At 47.3% G+C, this 22,027-nt stretch carries 16 protein-coding genes; 8 read left to right on the top strand and 8 right to left on the bottom strand.

The window, feature by feature from the left end; all coding sequences use genetic code 11:
• Positions 1-496: 496 nt before the first annotated feature.
• Positions 497-1,438 carry a hypothetical protein gene (locus QUB39_RS11660; RefSeq protein WP_333053610.1) on the top strand — a complete coding sequence of 314 codons (942 nt, stop codon included), beginning with the start codon at positions 497-499 and terminating at the stop codon, positions 1,436-1,438.
• A 48-nt stretch (positions 1,439-1,486) separates the two neighbouring features.
• Positions 1,487-1,609: a hypothetical protein gene (locus QUB39_RS11655; RefSeq protein ID WP_333208887.1), complete on the top strand. Its 123-nt coding sequence runs from the start codon at positions 1,487-1,489 to the stop codon at positions 1,607-1,609.
• 184 nt (positions 1,610-1,793) lie between these two features.
• Here the strand turns inward: QUB39_RS11655 and QUB39_RS11650 are convergent, their stop codons facing one another.
• From QUB39_RS11650 to QUB39_RS11635, 4 genes are all read right to left on the bottom strand, one after another.
• Positions 1,794-2,087, bottom strand: a complete 294-nt coding sequence (locus tag QUB39_RS11650; protein WP_333053608.1) for a DUF3288 family protein — start codon at positions 2,085-2,087, stop codon at positions 1,794-1,796.
• A gap of 157 nt (positions 2,088-2,244) precedes the next feature.
• Positions 2,245-3,207, bottom strand: a complete 963-nt coding sequence (locus QUB39_RS11645; RefSeq protein ID WP_333053606.1) for a hypothetical protein — start codon at positions 3,205-3,207, stop codon at positions 2,245-2,247.
• Positions 3,208-3,262: 55 nt separating this feature from the next.
• A complete protein-coding gene (locus QUB39_RS11640) occupies positions 3,263-3,832 on the bottom strand; it encodes a tetratricopeptide repeat protein (RefSeq protein WP_333208890.1) in 570 nt (189 codons plus the stop codon).
• 388 nt (positions 3,833-4,220) lie between these two features.
• Complete coding sequence (locus tag QUB39_RS11635; RefSeq protein WP_333053604.1) at positions 4,221-6,266, bottom strand: serine/threonine-protein kinase; 2,046 nt, start codon at positions 6,264-6,266, stop codon at positions 4,221-4,223.
• Positions 6,267-6,763: 497 nt separating this feature from the next.
• On the opposite strand from QUB39_RS11635, the gene msrP reads away from it, so the two are divergent.
• Positions 6,764-7,747 carry a protein-methionine-sulfoxide reductase catalytic subunit MsrP gene (msrP, locus tag QUB39_RS11630; protein WP_333053603.1) on the top strand — a complete coding sequence of 328 codons (984 nt, stop codon included), beginning with the start codon at positions 6,764-6,766 and terminating at the stop codon, positions 7,745-7,747.
• Between the two features lie 138 nt (positions 7,748-7,885).
• A complete protein-coding gene (locus tag QUB39_RS11625) occupies positions 7,886-8,023 on the top strand; it encodes a hypothetical protein (protein WP_333053602.1) in 138 nt (45 codons plus the stop codon).
• Positions 8,024-8,091: 68 nt separating this feature from the next.
• Here QUB39_RS11625 and miaA read toward each other — a convergent pair whose 3' ends face one another.
• Entirely contained in the window at positions 8,092-8,985 is an 894-nt protein-coding gene (gene miaA, locus QUB39_RS11620; RefSeq protein ID WP_333208893.1) for a tRNA (adenosine(37)-N6)-dimethylallyltransferase MiaA, read from the bottom strand.
• A gap of 257 nt (positions 8,986-9,242) precedes the next feature.
• Here miaA and QUB39_RS11615 point away from each other — a divergent pair, with 257 nt between their 5' ends.
• The 3 genes from QUB39_RS11615 to QUB39_RS11605 all read left to right on the top strand — a co-directional run bounded on the left by QUB39_RS11615 (position 9,243) and on the right by QUB39_RS11605 (position 15,379).
• Positions 9,243-10,526, top strand: coding sequence for an ATP-binding protein (locus tag QUB39_RS11615; protein WP_333053600.1), 1,284 nt, complete (start codon positions 9,243-9,245; stop codon positions 10,524-10,526).
• Positions 10,527-10,707: 181 nt separating this feature from the next.
• The gene (gyrB, locus tag QUB39_RS11610) at positions 10,708-13,953 is read left to right on the top strand and encodes a DNA topoisomerase (ATP-hydrolyzing) subunit B (protein WP_333208895.1); all 3,246 of its coding nucleotides are present in this window, start codon (positions 10,708-10,710) and stop codon (positions 13,951-13,953) included.
• Between the two features lie 709 nt (positions 13,954-14,662).
• Positions 14,663-15,379 (top strand): heme oxygenase (biliverdin-producing), encoded by a 717-nt coding sequence (locus QUB39_RS11605; protein WP_333208897.1) that lies wholly within the window; start codon positions 14,663-14,665, stop codon positions 15,377-15,379.
• A gap of 261 nt (positions 15,380-15,640) precedes the next feature.
• On the opposite strand, the gene QUB39_RS11600 is transcribed toward QUB39_RS11605, so the two are convergent.
• From QUB39_RS11600 to QUB39_RS11590, 3 genes are all read right to left on the bottom strand, one after another.
• The gene (locus tag QUB39_RS11600) at positions 15,641-16,306 is read right to left on the bottom strand and encodes an S-layer homology domain-containing protein (protein WP_333208899.1); all 666 of its coding nucleotides are present in this window, start codon (positions 16,304-16,306) and stop codon (positions 15,641-15,643) included.
• Positions 16,307-16,426: 120 nt separating this feature from the next.
• On the bottom strand, positions 16,427-19,984 hold the full coding sequence (gene mfd, locus QUB39_RS11595; protein WP_333208900.1) for a transcription-repair coupling factor: 3,558 nt from the start codon (positions 19,982-19,984) through the stop codon (positions 16,427-16,429).
• 12 nt (positions 19,985-19,996) lie between these two features.
• Positions 19,997-20,119, bottom strand: a complete 123-nt coding sequence (locus QUB39_RS11590) for a hypothetical protein (RefSeq protein ID WP_333278891.1) — start codon at positions 20,117-20,119, stop codon at positions 19,997-19,999.
• Between the two features lie 383 nt (positions 20,120-20,502).
• Here QUB39_RS11590 and QUB39_RS11585 point away from each other — a divergent pair, with 383 nt between their 5' ends.
• Complete coding sequence (locus QUB39_RS11585; RefSeq protein ID WP_333053595.1) at positions 20,503-21,837, top strand: hemolysin family protein; 1,335 nt, start codon at positions 20,503-20,505, stop codon at positions 21,835-21,837.
• Positions 21,838-22,027: the final 190 nt, after the last annotated feature.

Raw genomic sequence — 22,027 nt, 5'->3', positions numbered from 1 at the left:
ATAATTTTTATTGGGTGGGGATACATCACAAATAGTGGTGCAAAGTAAGGGTATTACAATTTAGTGAATTCTTGAACTTTGACTGTCGCTCTTTCATTTTAGCCTAATTTTTAACCGCCTTTGCTATCGCAATACTCCGGACAGTTTTTGGAACGAGACTACAAGCTTACGCGGCGCAAGGATCATAAATAAAGTCCCATTAAATGCAACGAGCGGGGTGGAGCTGACATTGATTTAATTATCCACAGGGGCTGCGAAGTCCTACAGAATAAGCCATTGGGCCATATAAAAACTGGTGTTGCTGATTCTGGCGTATGAATCAACTTTTCGCTTGATGTTACAAAACTCACCCTCCCGGGTCTTATAGCAATTGGGAAATGTGAATTCCTACCTAAATTCAGCAACGCCTAAAAACTGTCCGGATTATTGCTATCGGGGAGTGTAAAAAATATCCCCTGACGATTGACCAGAATCATCACAATTGAGAGGTTTAGTTATGAAAAATAATGTGTGGATTGCCAGCGGTTTAGCGCTTTCTCTTATCACTAGCACTTTGACTGCTAGTGCTGCTTCTTTTCGCAATGACATTACTGGCGTAAAAAATGCTCCTAATGCCACACCTTGGGGAGGATGGTCTACCGCAATTTATTGCCCTGGTGGTAGCTACGTGGGTGGATATTCGATGAGGGTTGAACCGAATCAAGGTGGGGGCGACGATACTGCACTCAATGCTGTTGCCTTATATTGTTACGATCGTGCGGGAAACATGGTCGAGCGGATTGTACCACATCCGGGATTTTGGGGGAATTGGGGTGAAGGAGCTAATTGCCCGAAAGGAAGTTATGCAACAGCATTTAAACTGAAAGTAGAACCACCACAAGGCAATGGTGATGATACAGGAGCAAATTCTGTAACTTTTGGCTGTAGTAATAGTAATAGCACTGTAATTGAAGCATCTGGTGGAGCTCAATGGGGAGCTTGGACACCAAATTGGGTAACAGGTCCGCCGAATTCGGCAATTTGTGGTGTTCGCGCGAAAGTTGAAGGTCAGCAAGGAAGGGGAGATGATACTGCTTTGAATGATTTAGAGTTTAGCTGGTGCAAATTACCACAACCGATTAGCCAAGGTACACCACAGCCTAAACCACCAACTCCAACGCCAAATGCCGGTAACAGTGGCATCCGCCTTTTTGAAAATCCTGTCGGTGAAAATGGTATCCCAATTGATGTAGCGCTAAAAGGTGCTAATGGGCTAGATCCTAACGCACGCCAATTGGGGGCAGATACGTTTTGTCGGTTGAGGGGATATGGAAAGGCTGTGAACTTCCAATTGGCAAGTGGAAGCAACAGGGGTACATTGCAATTCGATCCAAGCACAGGAAGCTGGACATCCTGCCCGAGTTGTGGGATGTATTTTACGAGGGTAGCTTGTCAATAAATAGCAGTACGGGCGATTTAGTGGTTAGAAACTAATGAAGCTGTAAGTTTGAATCTGAATGGAGGAGTTGCTGTCAGTGCTACGGCAATTAACGTCGGCACTAACTATTTGGGTATGGTTGAAGCGGTTGCTCAAAGCGATATTACAACAAATGTTTTTGTTGTAAGGTAGTTTCTGTAGCGCGGGCTTTTCGGGCCTAGTTGAGTGGAATTAAGTGCGATCGCCTTTGAGTTTGACTTGAGGCGATCGCACTTTGCTTTAATAGTCGTAGACGCACGACTGGTCACAAACAGGCTTTTTTTACGAGAAGACGCGTTACAGCCCGCAGAAACTGCCAAAAACCCGGTTTCTAAAGTTAGACCCAATCTTCTTGATCGCTTTTTTGTCGCCTGTAAACCTCACCTGTAGCGTGAATTTTACGGGTTTGTTCGTAAAGAGTTTCTTCGGTATAATTCCATTTTTGCAGGACTTTTTTTAAGTCGGATTGAATATCTCTAGCGCCGGGAAAGCCTCGGTAGCGAATTATTAATCTTGCTAATTCCGATAAATTGTATTCGGTTGCTTCTCCTGCTAATAAAGTATCGACACTGGCTCGATCGCGCTTGTATTGCGGATGCTGCTGATCTTGAGTTTTTTCTAATGAATCCATATTAAGTAAGTGGGTAGAAATAAACATTACATGGGAGCGGGCGGGTTTATAAGATTATTAGTCTTAGGCTATTATGGTTGGTAAAACCCGCCCCTACAATTCAGGTTGTTCTAGGATTATTTTTGGTGTTTAACTACATATTTATATTTCCCAATCATCAGAATACCAAAAACTTCGACTTCTTGAAAAAGTCAAGATTCTGATTATTTGCTTGTGTTGTCGCTTCAGTCATCCCCAGAAATTTTTGTGTTTGTTGAGTAATACCAAATAGTCGATCGCCGTGACAAAAGATTTCCCAGGCGCGAATTCCCATAAAACCAATACCTGCAACCGCCAAGGGCATCGCTGCGGCACCTAAAAGCGCAGCAATGGGGGGAAATATCATGCACAGTGTTAATAGAATGCCAGTAATAACACCGCCAGCAATGCCAGCTTTGGCGGTGGCAGTGGCGACTTGTTCGACTAACTCTGACTGGGTAATTTTGCCTTCAACGCACAATAGCGAGTTTTCTAAGATAGAAAATATTAACTCAATTACTGCTGCTGCGATCGCCCCTTTCATTGCAGCCCCAACGATTTCCGCAACTGCTGCTTTAAACGCTGCATCCGCTAAAACTTGCTTAGCGACTGCTAATTCAGCAGCAGTCATGTCTACACCACCGCGAGCACGATTCACCCAAAAATATTCAAAAATCCCGTTAGCAGCTTCGCTTCCGCCTCCATTGACGTGCGCTTGGATGTGACTCCAATCTTTATCTTGACAGAAGTTGCGAATTGCTTCTGGGCCTTGGGCACGAATTTGGGCGGGTATGGATTCAAATACTTTTGCTGCTTCTTGAACATTTCGCATTCCGTCACGCATCCCAGCCCTAGCAAATTTCGATTGCAGATTTCTTGGCAGGTTCTCAAAACGGATGTTATGTGCTATTTTAAAAGCTTCTTGAGTGGCGATCGCCCCAGCACTAACCATTGAACTTGGCGCTGATTGTACCCACCCTGTTAATACAGTTGCACTTTCCTCAACTTTAGCAGCGATTTCGTTGGCTAAGTTTTGGGTATCGGCAACAGTTTCTTGTACTTTAGCCGTTAGGAATTCGAGCGGATTCTGGCTAATTTCCATGTTGATCCAGCTTGCATCGTTAATGATAGAATTATTCCGACTATAACATTCCTCTTCAGTAAGTGTGATTTTTTACTGAATTGCTTCTAGCTTCTAACTCCGGCTGTAAGTTGAAAGCTTTTTTTTGATAAAATAAACCTTCATTGATTCGACCTTGCTCTTCCAAACTTTTGCCTAAATTCCAATAAGCGACGGCTAAATCTGGTTGAATAACGATAGATTTTTGATAGTAAGTTATGGCGTCATCGAGCTGGCCTTGTTTGTAAAACATACTGCCCAAGTTAACATAGGCTTCGACAAAATTAGGATCGAATTCGATCGCCTTGGAGTAGGCACGAATTGCCGCGTCTATTTTGCCTTGGGCTTGCAGGATATTGCCTAGGGTTTTGTAGGCGGCGGCGAAATTGGGTTGCTGACGAAGTGCTTGGTAACAGGAGGCGATCGCCTCTACATATTTCTGTTGCGTATAATAAATTTCTGCTATCTTGTTGAGTGCGATCGGACTATCGGCTTGAATGGCTAGTAATTTTTGATATTGAGCGATCGCCTCCTCAAGCTTTCCTGATTTCTGAAGGCTATCGCCCGCTGACAAATACTGCTCTGCTAACTCGGAATTTGCGGTCATAGATTTTACTTTAACAGCCAAAACTACTTTACCACAACTGTTAGTTAGCAACCGCGATTTCTAGGGATATTCTGACTATTGTCAATTTTAAATTTGTTTCTGTACCAACAGTTCGGACAGTTTTTGATTACCAACCGTAGCATAGAGGTTTTAGGGCACCCCGATTAAAACAAGATAAAAGTCAGCAAAGTTCTGGACGCACTTTTGACGATCTGAAACCCGGTTGCTGACTATATTTCTTGTTCCTGTTAGCAAAACTCATAGAAACCGGGTTTCTCGCCACCCCATGCGTGGGCATTGAAACTGTCCGAAGTGTTGATAGATAAATTAGCTAAATGTTCGATCGCCCTAGCTGTTCAAAAATCGATCGAACGGGCGATCGAAAAAATTAAGGAGACAGTCGCCACACCTTAATCGTGTCGTCAAAACTGCCACTGATCAGAGTTTTGTCTTGAGGATTAAAAGCCAAATCCACCCAGGTAGAATGACCCTTCAGCGTGCCCGCCATTTCGCCGGAACTCATGCGCCACAGCTTGATAGTGCCGCTCAAATCGGCGCTAGCGAGTTTGTCTCCGTCGGGAGTGAAAGCCAAGGACTTAACCTTGTCGGAATGGCCGCTCAAAGTCCGTAGCAGAGAACCGTTGGGCTGCCCGAACTGATTATTTGCGCTGATATCCCACAGCTTCACCGTCTTGTCCCAACTGCCGCTGGCGAGAGTTTGACCATCCGGGCTGATGGCCAGAGACCAAACCGCCTCAGAATGACCCCAAAGAGTTTCTTTGAATTCCCCAGTCTGCCAGTTCCACAGGTTGATCTTACCGTCGCTGCTGCCGATCGCCAAAGTTTCTCGATCGGGACTGAAAGCCACCGCCTGCACCTCGTCAAAAACCCGGTTGAGAGTTTCCAACTCGGCCCCGCCTTCGACTTGCCACAACTTCAAAGTTTTGTCCTTACCGACACTGGCCACAGTCCGGCTATCGGGACTGAAAACCACCGAGAACACGCCGTCTTGGTGTCCGTCCAAAGTCCGAATTAACTTGCCAGAATAGAAATTCCACAATTTAATCGTACCGTCAACGCCACCGCTGGCGATCGTCCTGCCGTCGGGGCTGACAGCCACCGACCACACAGGCCCCAAATGTCCGGCTAAAACCTTGAGCAGCTTGCCGTGACGCTTGTGCCGCAAGTGAATTGTACCGTCGTTATTCCCGCTGACGATCGCGCGGCCCTGGGGAGCAACTGCTACCGTCCAAACCGGGTTTTTGTCTAGATCCGCCAGAGTGCGTACAGCAGGCCGGGACTGCGATGCATCACCGTTGAAATCCTGCATCGGGGGCGGATTGAACCGAATTTCGGGAATGCTAGAAACAGGCTCACCAGAAGTGAAAGCCTGCGGTGCAGGAGAAGGCAAGCGAGAACCCAGCACTACGGACAGCAGGGCAACCGCAGTTCCTCCCCACATTGCCAAAGTCCACTTGGGTTTGCTGAGAATCACGTCTACCGGTGCCGGGCCGTAATTCATGTCTGTGAGAATTGCCTCGGTCGATCGATAGCGTTTTGATGGTTCTCGCTGCACCATTTTATCCAGAATGCGGCCGAGTCGCGCCGAAACTGGTACTTTCAAATAATGTCTCCAAGCCCAACTTTCGGATTTGATGTCAAACAAATCAAAGGGCGACATTCCCGTTAACAAGTGAATGCAAGTGACGCCCAAACTGTAGATGTCGCTGCTCTGAATCGCTTGGCCTTTAATTTGTTCCGGGGCCGCGTATTCTGCTGAACCTGTCACCGTTTCTGTTTTGATCGGGCCACTATTAGCCCGAATTGCCGCGCCGAAATCGACTAAAACTAGCCCAGAGGAACTTTCCTGAGACACGGAATGTAAACCCTCTTTCCCTGCCCAAGCTGGGGATGCTTGGGGATTTTTGCGGTGAATAATATTCGACGGTTTGATATCTCCGTGAATCAGTTGATTTTCATGAACAAATTGCAGGACTGGCAACAATTCGCTCAGCAGATACCAAATTTGAATTTCTTTAACAACACCTTTTTCTGAAAGCCGATCGGCTAAATTGCGGCCTTCGATGTATTCTTGCACTAAATACTGGCAGCCTTCGAGTTCAAAAGATGCCAGCAGTTTCGGTATTTGGGGATGTTGGCCCAACTTGTCGATAACTGAGGCCGAGCGGCGAAATGCCCAGTTTTCTTGTGTGGAACCTGCAGCAGGCGCGCAGAACTGTTGAATGACGCAGCGGGGTTGCGAAGGTTGGTCTTCATCGACAGCTAAGAAGGTGCGGCAAGTGAGACTTTGACCGAGGGTGTGAAAAACTCGGTAGCGGCCTTTTAGCAGCAAGTTCGACTCGCAACTTTTGCATACTGTCGCGCGATCGAGATTTTGGGGATTCTGGCAATGGGGATTGATGCAGTAACTCATTTGTCTTTCCGCTGGAGACCCCCGTCCGACATTCGGTGGGGGAGGAAAGCGGGGCGGTGCGTGCCGCTTCCTGTGGACAAATTAAATAATTGGAATCTTTGCTTGATCATAATTGTTTCCCAGATTTTCGCCACAATTGCTGCGGTCGATCGCACGTAAATAATTGCTGACTTTCCTGCGAGCGAGGTTTAATAGGTCGATCCTATGGGCGGGCAGGATGCCTACCCCACAAGAAAATCATTCTTTGTGGAACAGGCCGGAAAGCCTGTTGTTTAGAATGGTGCAATATCTCAGTTATTACCGAATTACGCTATACTGTCATTGCCAATACTTGCATTGCGATCGCAGCAAAGCAATGGCGAGGTCTTGCCAAACATCGGCGATTCTTTGTTCTATGGAGTGAATCTAAAAGTTCAACTTTCTAATGTCAAATCGACTAGCTGATTAAAACTTAGGCAATTTTTGCCAAACGAACTACTAACTTTTAACTATTACTTATGCCCTTAATTCGCGTACCCAAACCTTGGGAAATTCTCGAACCCCAAATTACCCCAGAAACAGCCTTTCTCAACCGCCGCCGCTTCATGACCAATTTAATTGGCGCCGGCGTGACTGCTTCCCTGCTGCCGCTGATCGGCTGCCAAAGCAATGCTAGCTCAAAAACTGCTCTGGATCAAAGCTCAACCCAAGCATATGCGGGATTGAGCCGGAATCCCGACTTTGCGAAAGTCGATCGAGCGATTACCGACGAAGCCTTAGCTACAAAATACAACAATTTTTACGAATACGGCGGCACAAAATCTATTTGGCAAGCCGCTCAAGCTTTGCCAACAGAAAACTGGAAAGTAGAAGTAGGAGGTTTAGTAAAAAATCCCCGCACTTATGATATTGACGACCTCAACAAAAAATTTCCTATCGAAGAACGAGTTTATCGATTTCGCTGTGTAGAAGCCTGGGCGATGGTAGTTCCTTGGGTAGGATTTCCCATGAAATTACTGATGGCTGATGTCGAACCGCAATCGAAAGCTAAATTCGTTCGCTTTACCTCATTTTACGATCCCAAAATAACTCCCGGCCCCGGTTTGATGTCGCAATTTTATCCTTGGCCTTATACCGAAGGTCTGCGAATTGAAGAAATGGCAAACGATTTAGCATTTTTTGCCACAGGCTTGTATGGCCGAAGGCTACCAAAGCAAAATGGTGCGCCGCTGCGGCAAGTGATTCCTTGGAAATACGGTTTTAAGGGCGCAAAGTCGATCGTAAAAATTGAATTTGTCGAACAACAGCCCGCCACTTTTTGGAATACAATCGGCCCCAACGAATACGCCTTTGAAGCAAATGTCGAGCCCGACAAACCGCACCCCAGATGGTCGCAGGCCAGCGAACGCATAGTCGGCCCCGGTAACAGTTGGTCGTGGGAAACTCGCCCAACTTTGCCCTATAACGGTTACGGCGAATATGTGGCGAGTTTGTACAGTTAATTGACGGATTTCCCCTCGTTTCTAGGCTCAGCCTAGGAACGCAGATCCGGAGGCTCTGCCTCCCTATTTGTGCGAGGCAGAGCCTCGGATTCAGGCATTCCCAGGCAGATCCTGGGAACGAGAAAAGGGAAATATGAAATGTGCGATCGCAGTTTAGCATTTCCCTTTTTACCAGTTGCTGAAATTCCCGGTTTCATCGAACAAAGCAGAACAGTCGGACAGCGTGCTGCTGTGCGTTTGTTTCGGCAAAGAATTAGAGAAATTTTGCCAAATTAAAAATAACACTTACATCTCTCCTTACTCTTTCTCTGTGCCCTCTGCGCCCTCTGCGGTAAAAAAACTCTTTATTGTTCACAAAACTCTGCAACCCTCCGCCAAACTCGATCGCACAAATCGGGTATGCTAACATCGAACCATTCAATTTCAGGATAGGCTCGAAACCATGTCCGCTGACGCTTCGCAAATTGCCGCGTGTGCAAAATTGTTAATTCTTTCGCTTCTTCAAGCTTAATCTCGCCAGCCAAATATTGTTTCATTTCCTGGTATCCCAGCGTGTTCAACAGTGGCAAGTCGCAGCCGTATTTTTTACACAAATATTCTACTTCAGCAATCCAACCGCGTTCTAGCATTTGTTCGGTGCGCTGTTTGATCCGATCGACCAAAACATCGATCGCGCAATCCAACCCAATTTGTAAAATAGGATAATTGGGAGGATTTTCGCCCTGCTGTTCGGAAATAGGGCGACCGGTCGCATAAAATACTTCCAGTGCTCTTAAAGTTCTTACTGGGTCATTGAGGTGAATTTTCTCGGCGGCAGAGCGATCGACCTGCTGCAACATCGCGTAACATTGAGATTGTCCGAGTTCTGCTAGTTGCGATCGCAATTCGGGCATCGGCGCTACCCTCGGAATTTTTAAACCGCGCACGATCGATTTAATATATAAGCCCGTCCCTCCAACCAACAACAGAGGAGAATCAACAGCAGCTATTAAATTTTGAGCTTGTTGCTGGTAATCTGCTAGTGTCAGAGTTTGTGTCGGATCGCAGATGTCAATTAAGTGATGCGGTACACAAGTGCGATCGACCGCCGTCGGTTTTGCGGTTCCGATGTCAAATTCGCGGTACACTTGACGGGAGTCCGCACTCAGAATCGAAGATTGCAGTCGCGAAGCCACAGCCACAGCCACTCCAGACTTCCCAGTTGCCGTCGCCCCGCAAATCGTAATTAATCTAGGCATAAGCTGTCGCACATTTCCCTATAAAAACTCTCAAATCCTCTCCTATCAATGCTTTCCCCTCTCTCCTACACTGATTCACCGCGATCGGCCTGGGCAGTCCTCCAGCAATCTCAAAACTATTCCCCTCCCTCCCCCTAATAAATTTCCATTCAGAAAGCCCTAGCATCGCCTTTAACGGTTTTGTGCTATAATTTTAGGAGTTTTCCCATTTTAGAAGCTTTTGGGGCTTTAAGCCTCATTATTGGAGGTATTGTTGTATGACCAGCAGCTACAGCGCCGACCAAATTCAAGTTCTCGGAGATCGCGAAGCAGTTCGCAAACGACCGGGGATGTACATCGGTAGCACGGGCCCGCGAGGACTCCACCATTTAGTTTACGAGGTTGTTGACAATTCCATCGACGAAGCGCTGGCCGGTTACTGCACTCGCATCGAAGTTGACCTCAACGCTGACGGTTCCGTTACCGTGACAAACAACGGCCGGGGAATTCCCACCGAGATTCATTCCAAAACTGGCAAATCATTCTTGGAAGCAGTTTTAACGGTTCTCTGCTTTGTCGGCAGGAGTGGCGACGGCTACAAGGTTTCTGGAGGTATCCACGGAGTTGGGATAGCAGTTGTCAATGCTTTGTCTCAATGGTTGCAGGTAACTGTTTGGCGCGAGGAGCAAATTTACAGCCAGCGTTTTGAGAAAGGCATCGCTGTTACGCAACTGACAGTTAAACCCAGTTCCGAAAACCGCACGGGTACGTCGATTTGTTTCAAACCAGATGTGGAGATTTTTAAGAATGGCATTGAGTTCGATCGCCCGACTCTCGCCCTTCACCTGCGGCAGCTTGCTTATCTCAATCCCGGTTTGAAAATTATATTGACTGACAACCGCTTGGAAATGCCAGGCAGTAGTTCTCCCTCAATTGAAACTTATTGTTACCCCGACGGCATCCGGGAATATGTCGCCTACCTGAACTCTGATGTCGAACCGCTGCACGAAGATATTATTTACATTCAGGGCGATCGAGACGACGTACAAGTAGAAATAGCTTTTCAGTGGCACGTTCCGAGCCAAGATAATTCCTGCGGCCGACTGTTAGGTTTTGCCAACTGCGTCCAGAACATTGACGGCACTTTCTTTAACACCTTCCAATTGATGACTCGGCGCACGGTGAGCGCGATCGCCCGCAATCTGGGCAAGCTCAAAGACACAGACCCAATTTTAGATTGGACTCAGGTTTTAGAGTGTGGCTTCACTGGCATCATTGCCGTTAAAGTATTGAATCCCGTGTTTGAAGGGTCGATTAAAAATCGGTTAGCCAACCCGGAGGTACAAGAAATCGTTAAATCTTTGGTGGAAAACGAGTTGATTGAGTATCTGAACGCCCGCCCCGAAGTAGCTGGGGCGATCGCGCAACAGGCGATCGAGATTCGCGACGCAATTGTGGCAGCACGCCAAGCGCGGGCATTGCTGCGAAGCCACAATAGCTACAGGACAGTTATTCGCAGCCGCCGACAACGGGGCGATCGCACTTCTCAATGTTCCAGCTAACAGCCCCGCAACAAAATGTCAATAGATACCCAAGTCAAACTATAAAGGGTACGTCCCCCCGATAAATTTCCCTTCAGAAAGCCCTAGCATCGCCTTTAACGGTTTTGTGCTATAATTTTAGGAGTTTTCCTATTTTATAAGCTTTCGGGGCTTTAGGCCTCATTATTGGAGCTATTTTTGTATGACCAGCAGCTACAGCGCCGACCAAATTCAAGTTCTCGAAGGTCTCGAAGCAGTCCGCAAACGACCGGGGATGTACATCGGTACCACCGGCCCGCGAGGACTCCACCATCTAGTTTACGAGGTTGTGGACAATTCCATCGATGAGGCGCTGGCTGGCCACTGCACTCACATCGAGATTGACATCAACGCCGACGGTTCCGTTACCGTGACAGACGACGGCCGGGGTATTCCGACCGGCATCGTTGCCAAGACTGGCAAATCGGGAATAGAAACAGTAATGACTGTACTCCACGCCGGCGGTAAATTTGGCGGTGGTGGCTACAAGGTTTCTGGAGGATTGCACGGTGTAGGTATTTCTGTTGTTAACGCGCTGTCCGAGTGGGTAGAAGTGACAGTTTGGCGCGACCAAAAAGAACATTTACAGCGCTACGAAAGAGGCAATCCAGTTACTGAACTTACTGCCAAGCCCAACAAAGGCACTCGCACCGGCACTTCAGTTTCTTTCTTGCCAGATACTCAAATATTTAGCACTGGCATTGAATTTGATTACACTACACTCGCGGGGCGCTTGCGAGAATTGGGTTACTTGAATGCGGGCGTGAGAATTACGTTTAGCGACCACCGTTTGGAACTGCTTAAAAGTAGCGAACCTCGCATCGAAACATACTGTTACGAGGGCGGAATCAAGGAATATATCGCCTACATGAACCGCGAAAAGCAGCCTCTGCACGAAGAAGTGATTTACGTGCAAGGCGAACGCAATAACGTGCAGATAGAAGTGGCTTTGCAGTGGTGCGTCGATGCTTTTAGCGACAACGTTCTAGGTTTTGCTAACAACATTCGGACGATCGACGGTGGCACGCACTTAGAAGGTCTGAAGGCAGTTTTGACGCGGACGATGAATTCGATCGCCCGCAAGCGCAACAAAATCAAAGAAAACGAGCCCAACCTCGCCGGCGAAAACGTGCGCGAAGGTTTGACAGCAGTGATTTCGGTCAAAGTCCCAGATCCGGAATTTGAAGGTCAAACTAAAACCAAGCTAGGAAATACAGAAGTTCGGGGAATTGTCGATTCCTTGGTAGGCGAAGTATTGACAGAATATTTAGAGTTTCGCCCCCAAGTAGCCGACGCTATTTTGGAAAAAGCAATTCAGGCATTTAAGGCCGCTGAAGCCGCCCGCCGTGCCCGCGATTTAGTGCGCCGAAAATCAGTCTTAGAATCGTCTCCTTTGCCTGGAAAATTAGCGGACTGTAGCTCCAGAGACCCCGCCCTGTCTGAGATCTACCTCGTCGAGGGGGATTCCGCGGGGGGCTGTTTTTTTTCATCTCAGGAAATAAAATTAGCTGACGGTACGACAAAAACTATCAAACAGATAGTTGACGAACAAGCAGAAGGTAAAGAACACTTTTGCTACACCATTCGCGAGAGTGGAAACATCGGGTTTGAGCGAATAACTAATGCTCGGATGACTAAAGCAAATGCTGAAGTTGTCAAACTGACATTAGACAATGGGGAGACAATAACTTGCACTCCCGACCATCCATTCATGTTGCGGGATGGCACTTACAAAGCAGCAGCCCTGCTGACACCGGAAGATTCATTAATGCCGTTCCACCGCAAGTTGTCGGAAAAAACCAAACAGGGCCAGGGACTTAACGGTTACGAAATGGTTTGGAATCCCAACAGTGATAAGTGGATTTACACCCATCTTTTAGCGGATTTCTACAACCTAAAACACGGTGTCTATCAAGCATCTGAGGGCAATCACCGCCACCACGTTGATTTCAATAAACTCAACAACAATCCGACAAATATTCAGCGAATGTCGGCTGAGGATCACTTGGCTCTTCACCGCGCGAACCTTGAGAAAACCTTGCACAGGCCCGATGTCATTGAAAAGAGCCGTCAAGCTCACATGACTGATGAATTTCGGGCGATGATGAAAGAGCGGATGCGGCAGCCTGAAACGCGACAAATTCTTTCGGAACAGGCGAAAGCTCAGTGGGAAGATGAAGAGTATAAAGCTTACATGATGAGCAAGTGGCGGGAGTTTTACGATAGTGATGAAACTTATCGCCAGCAAAATAATGAACTGCTGAACCAAGCCCAGCAAGAGTATTGGAGTAGTGAAGAAAACCGTTTGGCTCAGTCGGAACGGGTGAGTAATCATTTTGCTAACAATCCTGAAGCACGGGAGACTCATTCTCAACTTGCTAAAGAACAGTGGCAAGATGAGAATTTGTTGGAGTGGCGGCGCGAAAAAACTAAGGAACAGTGGACGCCGGAGTTTCGCCAGAAACGTAAAGCGACTTTGAAGGAAACTTATTACCGCCAGACGCTGGAAGCTTTGAAGACAGTCCACCTGAAAGAAGGTTGGATGAATGTAGATGCTTACAATCTTTATCGCCGCATGAAGGGTGATAAGACTTTGTTGAAGTTTGAGACGTTTTGCGATCGCTACTTTAATGGTGATGAAGTATATGCTCGCCAAGCGGTTCGGAATTACAACCACCGCGTTGTGTCGATCGAACATTTGGAGGAACGCTACGATGTTTACGACATCGAAGTGCCCAACAGTCACAACTTTGCATTAGCTGCGGGAATTTTTGTCCATAACAGTGCCAAACAAGGGCGCGATCGCCAATTTCAAGCAATCCTGCCTTTGCGCGGTAAAATTCTCAACATTGAGAAAACCGACGACGCCAAAATCTACAAAAATAACGAAATTCAATCGTTAATTACAGCCCTGGGTTTGGGCATCAAAGGCGAAGAATTCGATCCGGGTCAATTGCGGTATCACCACATCGTAATTATGACTGACGCTGACGTGGATGGTGCCCACATCCGCACGCTGTTGCTGACTTTCTTCTACCGCTATCAGCGGGCACTTGTAGAACAAGGTTACATCTATATTGCTTGTCCTCCTCTCTATAAAGTGGAACGGGGACGCAATCATTACTACTGTTACAGCGATCGCGAAATGAACAATCTCATCCGCAATGAATTTCCGGCGAATGCTAACTACACCATTCAGCGGTTCAAAGGTTTGGGTGAAATGATGCCGACACAGTTGTGGGATACGACGATGAACCCAGAAACTCGGACGCTGAAACGGGTGGAGATTGAAGACGCTGCTGAGGCCGATCGCATCTTTACGATCTTAATGGGCGATCGTGTCGCCCCCCGCCGCGAATTCATCGAAACCTACGGCCCCAAACTCAACCTCCTCGACTTGGACATCTAAATTAATCATGAGTCCTGAGTCGTTAGCTAGCAGCTAATGACTCAGGACTCATGACTAAACTTTTGCGGCCCTGATGCCTTCTGCCCTTTCGGGCGATCGGGCATCAGGGCCCTTTGATGTTTCTAGGTTTTGTTATAAAAATTAATACAATCTCTCATCAAATCGATCTAAGGTAAACACTTAGGTAAATTTTAGATTTTTGGCGCATCCATCAGCTACCACAAAAATAGAAGGTTGGACAAATAGAGCGTCAACGACCCAGGTCTAAAGAGATTGGGCTTCTAGCCTAAGACTTAAACCGCAGTTGACCAGACTCAGTACCTTGGTACTACGTTAACGGTAAGAGTTAAAGACCTACCAGGGAATGCGAAGCTAGTTCCTTGCTCTAGAAATTTAGGATTAAACAGACTTATTGGGTTAAATCAGTGTCCTAGATATAGTACCGGCCGTTAACTTTGTCGAAGCTAACATCACCCCGAAAGGGAGGCTCGAAAGAGCAAACATTATGCGATCGCGGGTTGCCAAATTTGAGAGGGTAATTTCGATGCACGCTCCCCTAGCTGAAGTGTCCCATCGAAATTACATTACATTCATTACACTCCCATCTAGCAATCCTCGTGTAATGCAAAGATTCACGGCGGTTTCGACCGCCGAGCCGTTTCCATCTCAGGTCTAAAGACGCTGAGTTTCCCACTTACCGAATTTTTTTATGAGCATCAATTTAGCGACCAAATTGCGTGAGGGAACCAAAAAGTCCCACACAATGGCAGAAAACGTCGGTTTTGTCAAGTGTTTTTTAAAAGGCGTTGTAGAAAAAACTTCTTACCGGAAGTTAGTAGGAAACCTCTACTTTGTCTACTCGGCAATGGAAGAGGAAATGGAACGCCAAAAGCAGCATCCGGTTGTTTCAAAAATTTACTTTTCTGAGTTGAATCGCAAACACAGCTTAGAGCAAGATTTATTTTACTACTACGGTGCGAATTGGCGCGAACAAGTAGGTCCGTCAGCAGCAGCTAAAGCTTATGTGGAGCGAATTCGCGAGATTTCGGCGACCGCACCAGAACTGTTAGTAGCTCACTCTTACACTCGCTACTTGGGCGATTTATCCGGCGGACAAATCCTCAAGGGAATTGCCCAGCGCGGGATGAATCTTTCCGAGGGAGAAGGCACTGCTTTCTATGAATTCCAGGATATTCCTGATGAAAAAGAATTCAAGGGTAACTACCGTCAGGCAATGAATGAACTGCCGATTGACGAAGCAACAGCAGAGCGAATTGTTGACGAAGCTAATGCAGCTTTTGGCATGAACATGAAGATGTTCATGGAGTTAGAAGGCAATTTGATTAAAGCAGTCGGTCAGATGCTTTTCAATACCCTGACTCGGAAGCGCGGTGGTGCCAGTACCGAATTGGCTACTGCTGAGTGAGTTAAAGCTCACTGGGGATAATTTGAGCCTCGTTTAAGAGGGAAAACTTAAATCCTGGGGGTTTGATGGCTGCTTTTACAGTCACCAAATCTCCGGGATTTTGCATGGTGTTTGAATGGCGGGCGATCGACTTTTTAACTCATATCGTTTCCGGTTGTATCGGGATTATTTAACCGCAGAGGGCGCAGAGAACGCAGAGGGAGAGAATACAGAGAGGAATAATTCGGATGCTACCGGATTTGATATCACAACTTAACACTATCACCTTCCCACGCCGCGATCGGGAGGCTCCTCGTCCGGGACAGGCAAAGAAGTGGGCCTTACTTGCCGTTCTAAATACTTGCTCAAAGCGTAAGCGATATCCCCACGAGTCATCGGTTTCAAAGGATTAATCTTATTAGTTGCGACATCAACATTAACGAACCCTTCATAAAGTGCAGTAGCTATAGACTTTCTAGCCCAATTAGGAATTTCGCCTGCATCGGGATACTTAGCTAAAATCTCGGAAATGCTGGGTTCGGGAAACTGAAAAACCCCGTAAGCCTGAGCAAAAATCGCCAAAGCTTCAGCGCGAGTCACCCTTTGATTTGGGAAAAACATTCCGTCGCGATATCCACTCATCGTTCCCGTTTTCAAAGCAGTTTGAATCGCACTGTAAGCCCAGTAACTCTTCGGTACGTCCGGCACTTCCCTATCCGGTTTCTGAGCTGTTTTCCGGCGTTCCAAACCAAAAGTTTTCACTAAAATCACCGCCAAATCGGCGCGACTGACAAGGCCATCAGCATTAAAATTGCCACTGGCATCTTTATTCATCAATCCAGCACTCACAACCCGATCGATCGGGTCAATTATTTGTTGAGATTGAACCGCCATTGGGACTCCTTGCATTAGCGCGATCGCCAAAAAAATACTCACTAACTTTTTCACGATTTTAATCCTTTCTGTCGCTAAAACCATCATGAAAACAGCAGTAAGATTTTTTATGGTTCCATCGGTATTATTCTGTGGTTTCGGCGGTGCGCTAGATTTGGGGATTATATATTAAAATCAAACATTTGCTTCCGGCAAAGCGCCCTGCATTTTACCCAACCAATCAATCAAATTATCCAATTGCTTTTGGGCCGTCAAAACCGCCATACCTCGAATAGTAACCTTCCCCTTGCTGTAGACAAAACGAGAGCGCAAATGTTCCGGCAAATTAGCCTTGAGCAAATTCCAAGCAGGCTCTTCCATCGCAGTTTCCAAAACTATGTTCTGCTTATTCTCCGGTTTGATCCGAGAAAAACCGATTTTTTTAGCAATTTGTTTGAGTTCGACAACACGGATAAGTTGCTGGGCTGGCAGAGGAATTGGCCCATAGCGATCGCACCAATCAGCCTGAATCTGCTGTAATTCTTCAGGGGTATTAGCAGAAGCCACAGACCGGTAAGCGCTCATCTTTTGATCCAAATCTGCGATGTAATCGGCAGGAATAAACGCCGTCAAAGTTAGGTCAATTTGCGCGTCCTCAACTTTCGGAATTTCCTGACCCTTAATTTCCCGAATAGCCTCCTCTAACATTTCAGCATACAAATCAAAACCGATCGCCTCCATTTGACCAGATTGTTCAGTACCCAAAACATCACCCGAACCGCGAATTTCCATATCTCGGACAGCCAACTGATAGCCCGAACCCAACTGGGCAAACTCTTGAATAGCCCGCAGCCTCTGCCTTGCAGCATCAGACAGTTGGTTCTGCTTCGGATAAAACAGCCAAGCGTGAGCTTGAATCCCCGCGCGTCCCACCCGTCCCCGCAACTGGTAAAGCTGACCCAAACCAAACTTCTGCGCGTCTTCAATTAAAATTGTATTGACTCGCGGAATATCCAAACCCGACTCAATAATCGTCGTGCACACCAAAATATCAAACTCCGCCGCACTGAAAGTCAGCATGATTGATTCTAGTTCCGACGCCTCCATTTGACCGTGGGCGATCGCAATTCTGGCAGACGGAACCATCTCCTGCAACTGAACGGCCAACTCATCAATCCCCTCAATCCGTGGCACCACGTAAAAAACCTGGCCGCCCCTGTCCAATTCTTGACGAATTGCCGATCGCACCACTTCCGGGTTATAGGGAGCCAAATGCGTCTGAATCGGGCGTCTGGAAGGAGGCGGAGTCGAAATCAAACTCATCTCGCGAATCCCCGACAGCGACATATACAAAGTCCGGGGAATCGGCGTTGCTGTCAAAGTCAGAACATCTACCTCTGTTTTGAGAGATTTAATTGCTTCCTTTTGCTTAACTCCAAACCGCTGTTCTTCATCCACCACCAACAGGCCCAAATCCCGAAATTTAATGGCTTTGCTCAAAACAGCTTGAGTACCGACAATCACATCTAATTCCCCAGTCGCCAAACGCTTGTGAATCTCTCGGCGCTCGGTTTCAGTGCGAAAGCGATTGAGCAAACCAACTTCGATCGGATAAGGGGAAAAACGCTCCGAGAGCGTGTGATAGTGCTGTTGGGTCAAAATCGTCGTCGGCGCGAGCAAAGCCACCTGCTTGCCCGCCGTAACCGCCTTAAAAATCGCTCTCAGAGCCACTTCTGTCTTACCAAAACCGACATCGCCGCAGACCAAACGATCCATCGGTCGATCGCCCTCCATGTCGCGTTTCACATCCTGAGTTGCCTTCAACTGATCCGGGGTTGGCTGGTAAGGAAAAGAATCCTCTAATTCTTGTTGCCAAGGCATATCAGGAGGAAAAGCGTAACCTGTTTGTTTAGCTCTTTTAGCATAAAGATTCAGCAAATCCACTGCCAATTTCTTAACAGCTTTGCGAACCTTTGTTTTAGTTTTTTCCCAAGTTTGGCCTGTCAGCTTGTTTAAATCCGGTACTTTATCGCCTACAGTCCGAAACCTCGACAAAGCGCCCAATTGATCGGCCGCCACCCTCAGAGTACCGTCAGCGTATTGAATCAATAAATATTCGCGAGTTTCCCGATCGATCGTCAAACGTTCCAACTTGATAAATTTACCCACTCCGTGCTGGCGGTGAACCACATAATCACCAGGGCTTAATTTATTCGGGTCTACTTGCTTAGAAGCAGCACGACGGCGCTTGCGGACGTAGCTAAAAGTAGCGAGAGAATGCTGACCGTAAAATTCCCGATCGGTAATTAACACAATCCGAAAAGTCGGCAGAATAAAACCTTCTAATTCTGCCAGCCCGCTGTACTTCAAAGCCACCGGAATGTGCTGCAATTGCAACTTGTCGATCGCCAAATAATCGCGCGGATTCACCACAAACTGAGCCGGACAGTCGTGTTCCGACAGCAGAGAAACCGATCGACTCGGTTGAGCAGAAACCAGAAAAATGGTAAACCCCCGATCGCGCTCTTCCCTGAGCATTTGAGACAGCTTTGCAAATTGGTGAGGCATCACCGGCACAGGCCTAGAAGCCAAATTAATCGCAGACGGTAGCTGGTCGCCCTCCGCAGAGCTTTGAAGTTTTTTAGCCGTAGAATCTTCTGCCAATTCTGAAAGTTCTAGCCTCTCGAAAGCTGCGACATCTGCCATAGATTCAGCAAAAGTGCGGTGAATTTTTGGAACTTTCAAATTAGCAATTGGCAATTTTTCTGTTTCCTCACCAGTAACTGCCGATTCCCGATTGCAATTATTCCACTGTTCCTGTGCATTCTCATACCAGCGGTCGCTGTGACCTTCGCACCCTTGGGGTTCGTCAATAACAACTAAAGTATTTTCAGTCAAATAATCCAACAAAGATGCAGGTTGCTCGAACGCTAAACCCAACAGCCTGCGGACAAATTTTTCGCCTTCATTTTCTGTGTCAACCGAGCCTATGTGGTTGATTTCGTCAACCTTTTTTTCAGATAAAACTGCTTTAATAATTGTGTTAAAATTAGTAGGGGTTAAAACTAACCGATCGACCTTATCGAGCGATCGCTGGGAAGACGGGTCAAACTCCCGAATTTGCTCCAAATCATCCCCAAACCATTCCAGCCGCACTGGCAACTCCGCCGCTACCGGAAACACATCGACAATATCGCCCCGGCGACTCCACTGGCCCTCCATTTCTACCAGAGTCACTCGATCGTAGCCCATCGACACAAGTTGGCGGTCAAGTATCTTCGAGTCTTGAACCGCACCTCGCTTCAGCGTCAGACAGTAGGGTTCAAAAGCAGCAGGCGGGGGCAAGTGACACTGGAGAGCTCTTTCGGTGGCTACAATCGCGATCGGCTTAGAATTAGGGTTTGTTTCTTGTTTCTCGACCAAATCCGCCAGCACCTGCATTTGTCCCCACGTCATTTCGTTCTCGTCGGAGTAAGATAGCTCGTAGGGCGAAGCCTCGGAAGTTGGGTAAAAATGCACAGTCTGCCAGCCCATAGCCTCTAGCCCTGCCACCCAACGGCCGGCTTCTTCTAGAGTTGCTGTCACTACCAGTAAACTCCGCCCTTCTTGCTGTGCGAGGGCGGAAGCTACTAAACCTTTGGGCAAACGGGCTACGCCGGACAGTTGCACGTAGCGATGGCGCTTGAGCTTGTTGAGGAGTTCTGTTGCTAGGGGCGATCGCCCCAGGGTACGAATTATTGAAGAGAAAGTCATGCGCTTTTAATTTTAATCCCCGATCGGCGAAGGCTCTTTCCCTTTGCCTGTTAAGGAGATTGTACGACAAACATCCCTGATTGTGCCGCTCTGCTGTTGACCGAAAGCATCCAGGATACCCGCCACGTGATTCATCTCGCGCAAGTCAAGGCTTCAATCTAAAATCTAAAATCTAAAATCGCGCAATCGATTGACGCCTGGGAACTTAACTGGAGATAGATTTGTGCTTTAATATGTCGATCCGGCGATCGCGATCGAGCCAGTTCCGTTAATATAGGGCCAGGTTTAGAAAAAATTTCGATTTTGCGATCGAGATTCGCAGCTTCCAGACCTCTCCTGTGACTGCACCCAAAGACGGATACCCTGCCACGTACTCAAGTTGTGAAGATGGAAGAATTTTAGACATTAGGGAAATCCCCCAGATACTGGCGGCGTCGTCAATCTAAAATCTAAAATCTAAAATCTAAAATCGACTAACCGGGCAGAGCGCTTCGCCGTTACTACCGAAAATTTTAGAAATGTCCTCAAATATAGACCTTCTGATTGTTCTCCTGCTGGTTTTCCTCAATGGCTTGTTTGTGATGTCAGAGATGGCCATCATCTCTGTACGGAAGGTGAGACTGCAACAGATGGCCAACCAAGGTTCGATCAATGCCCGTGTAGCCTTGGATCTGGCGAATGCCCCCAATCAGTTCTTGCCGACAGTTCAAATCGGGATTACGATGCTAGCCATTCTGTCGGGCGCTTTTGGGGAAACGACGGTTGCTAAAAGGGTAGAGCCTTTGTTACGGTTGATTCCTGCCTTGGGACCCTATTCTCAGACGATCGCCTCAGTAGTAGCAGTTTTAACCATCACTTATCTGACCTTAATTATCGGGGAACTCGTGCCGAAGCGGCTGGCACTCAACAACCCAGAGCCGATCGCCTCAAGCGTAGCAATTCCCATGCGAATGCTCTCAAAAATCGGCGCTCCTGCGGTTTATCTGTTAAGTTATTCCACTGACTTAGTGATGCGGATCATGGGGATTGTGCCTTCTACAGAACCGCAAGTTACAGAGGAAGAAATTAAAGTTTTAATCGAGCAAGGAACAGAAGCCGGAACCTTTGAAGAAGCCGAACAAGATATGGTGGAAAGAGTGTTTCGTTTGGGCGATCGGCGAGTCAGCGCCTTAATGACCCCGCGTCCCGATCTTACCTGGCTCGATCTGGATGATTCAGTGGAAGAAAACCGCCAAAAAATGCTCGGCAGTGGTCATTCTCGGTTTCCTGTGTGTCAAGGAGGACTCGACAACGTTGTCGGTTTAGTACACGTTACTGATATGCTGTCTCGGACTTTAACTGGTCAACCCCTAGATTTAAGCGCTTCTTTACGACGACCGTTATTTGTACCGGAAAGCACGCGGGGTTTAAAAGTATTAGAACTTTTCAAACAATCGAGCAATCAAATTGCCTTGGTAGTAGACGAATACGGCGTGATTCAAGGATTGGTTACAGTCAACGACATTTTAGTCGAACTCGTTGGCGACTTTCCCTCGATTGAAGATGCTGACGAACCTCAAACCGTGCAGCGCGAAGACGGTTCTTGGCTGTTAGACGGAATGCTAGCAGTCGAAGATTTTTTTGAGCTATTTGGAATCGAAGAGTCAGCCGAACACAAAGGAAGTTACCACACAATGGGCGGTTTTGTGATTACAAATTTGGGGAAAATTCCCACAGCAGCCGAGCATTTTGAGTGGAACGGTTTGCGCGTGGAAGTAGTCGATATGGACGGCAACCGAGTTGATAAAATCTTGGTAATGCCGATCGACTCAACGGGCGATCGCTCCCCCAGCCAGCCAAAAACCCAAAACTAAAAACCATGTAATTTTAATCCATCGACATCATACCCGTAGGGGCGGGTTCACCAACCATCATCGCCGGAAACAAACAATCTCAAAAACCCGCCCCCACCCAACGATAAATCATCTCGACTCAACGGGCGATCGCTCCCCCAGCCAGCCAAAAACCCAAAACTAAAAACCATGTAATTTTAATCCATCGACA

The organism is Microcoleus sp. AT8-B5 (genome assembly GCF_036705565.1).
Classification (GTDB): domain Bacteria; phylum Cyanobacteriota; class Cyanobacteriia; order Cyanobacteriales; family Microcoleaceae; genus Microcoleus.
Note: the sequence above shows the minus strand (reverse complement) of the source record. Positions and strands in the feature narration are given on the sequence as shown.

Excerpts from the sequence above, each read along its gene's own strand:
- QUB39_RS11660 (WP_333053610.1), top strand. The coding sequence starts at position 497 with ATGAAAAATAATGTGTGGATTGCCAGCGGTTTAGCGCTTTCTCTTATC.
- QUB39_RS11650 (WP_333053608.1), bottom strand. The coding sequence starts at position 2,087 with ATGGATTCATTAGAAAAAACTCAAGATCAGCAGCATCCGCAATACAAG.
- QUB39_RS11645 (WP_333053606.1), bottom strand. The coding sequence starts at position 3,207 with ATGGAAATTAGCCAGAATCCGCTCGAATTCCTAACGGCTAAAGTACAA.
- QUB39_RS11640 (WP_333208890.1), bottom strand. The coding sequence starts at position 3,832 with ATGACCGCAAATTCCGAGTTAGCAGAGCAGTATTTGTCAGCGGGCGAT.
- QUB39_RS11635 (WP_333053604.1), bottom strand. The coding sequence starts at position 6,266 with ATGAGTTACTGCATCAATCCCCATTGCCAGAATCCCCAAAATCTCGAT.
- msrP (WP_333053603.1), top strand. The coding sequence starts at position 6,764 with ATGCCCTTAATTCGCGTACCCAAACCTTGGGAAATTCTCGAACCCCAA.
- QUB39_RS11625 (WP_333053602.1), top strand. The coding sequence starts at position 7,886 with ATGTGCGATCGCAGTTTAGCATTTCCCTTTTTACCAGTTGCTGAAATT.
- miaA (WP_333208893.1), bottom strand. The coding sequence starts at position 8,985 with ATGCCTAGATTAATTACGATTTGCGGGGCGACGGCAACTGGGAAGTCT.
- QUB39_RS11615 (WP_333053600.1), top strand. The coding sequence starts at position 9,243 with ATGACCAGCAGCTACAGCGCCGACCAAATTCAAGTTCTCGGAGATCGC.
- gyrB (WP_333208895.1), top strand. The coding sequence starts at position 10,708 with ATGACCAGCAGCTACAGCGCCGACCAAATTCAAGTTCTCGAAGGTCTC.
- QUB39_RS11605 (WP_333208897.1), top strand. The coding sequence starts at position 14,663 with ATGAGCATCAATTTAGCGACCAAATTGCGTGAGGGAACCAAAAAGTCC.
- mfd (WP_333208900.1), bottom strand. The coding sequence starts at position 19,984 with ATGACTTTCTCTTCAATAATTCGTACCCTGGGGCGATCGCCCCTAGCA.
- QUB39_RS11590 (WP_333278891.1), bottom strand. The coding sequence starts at position 20,119 with ATGAATCACGTGGCGGGTATCCTGGATGCTTTCGGTCAACAGCAGAGC.
- QUB39_RS11585 (WP_333053595.1), top strand. The coding sequence starts at position 20,503 with ATGTCCTCAAATATAGACCTTCTGATTGTTCTCCTGCTGGTTTTCCTC.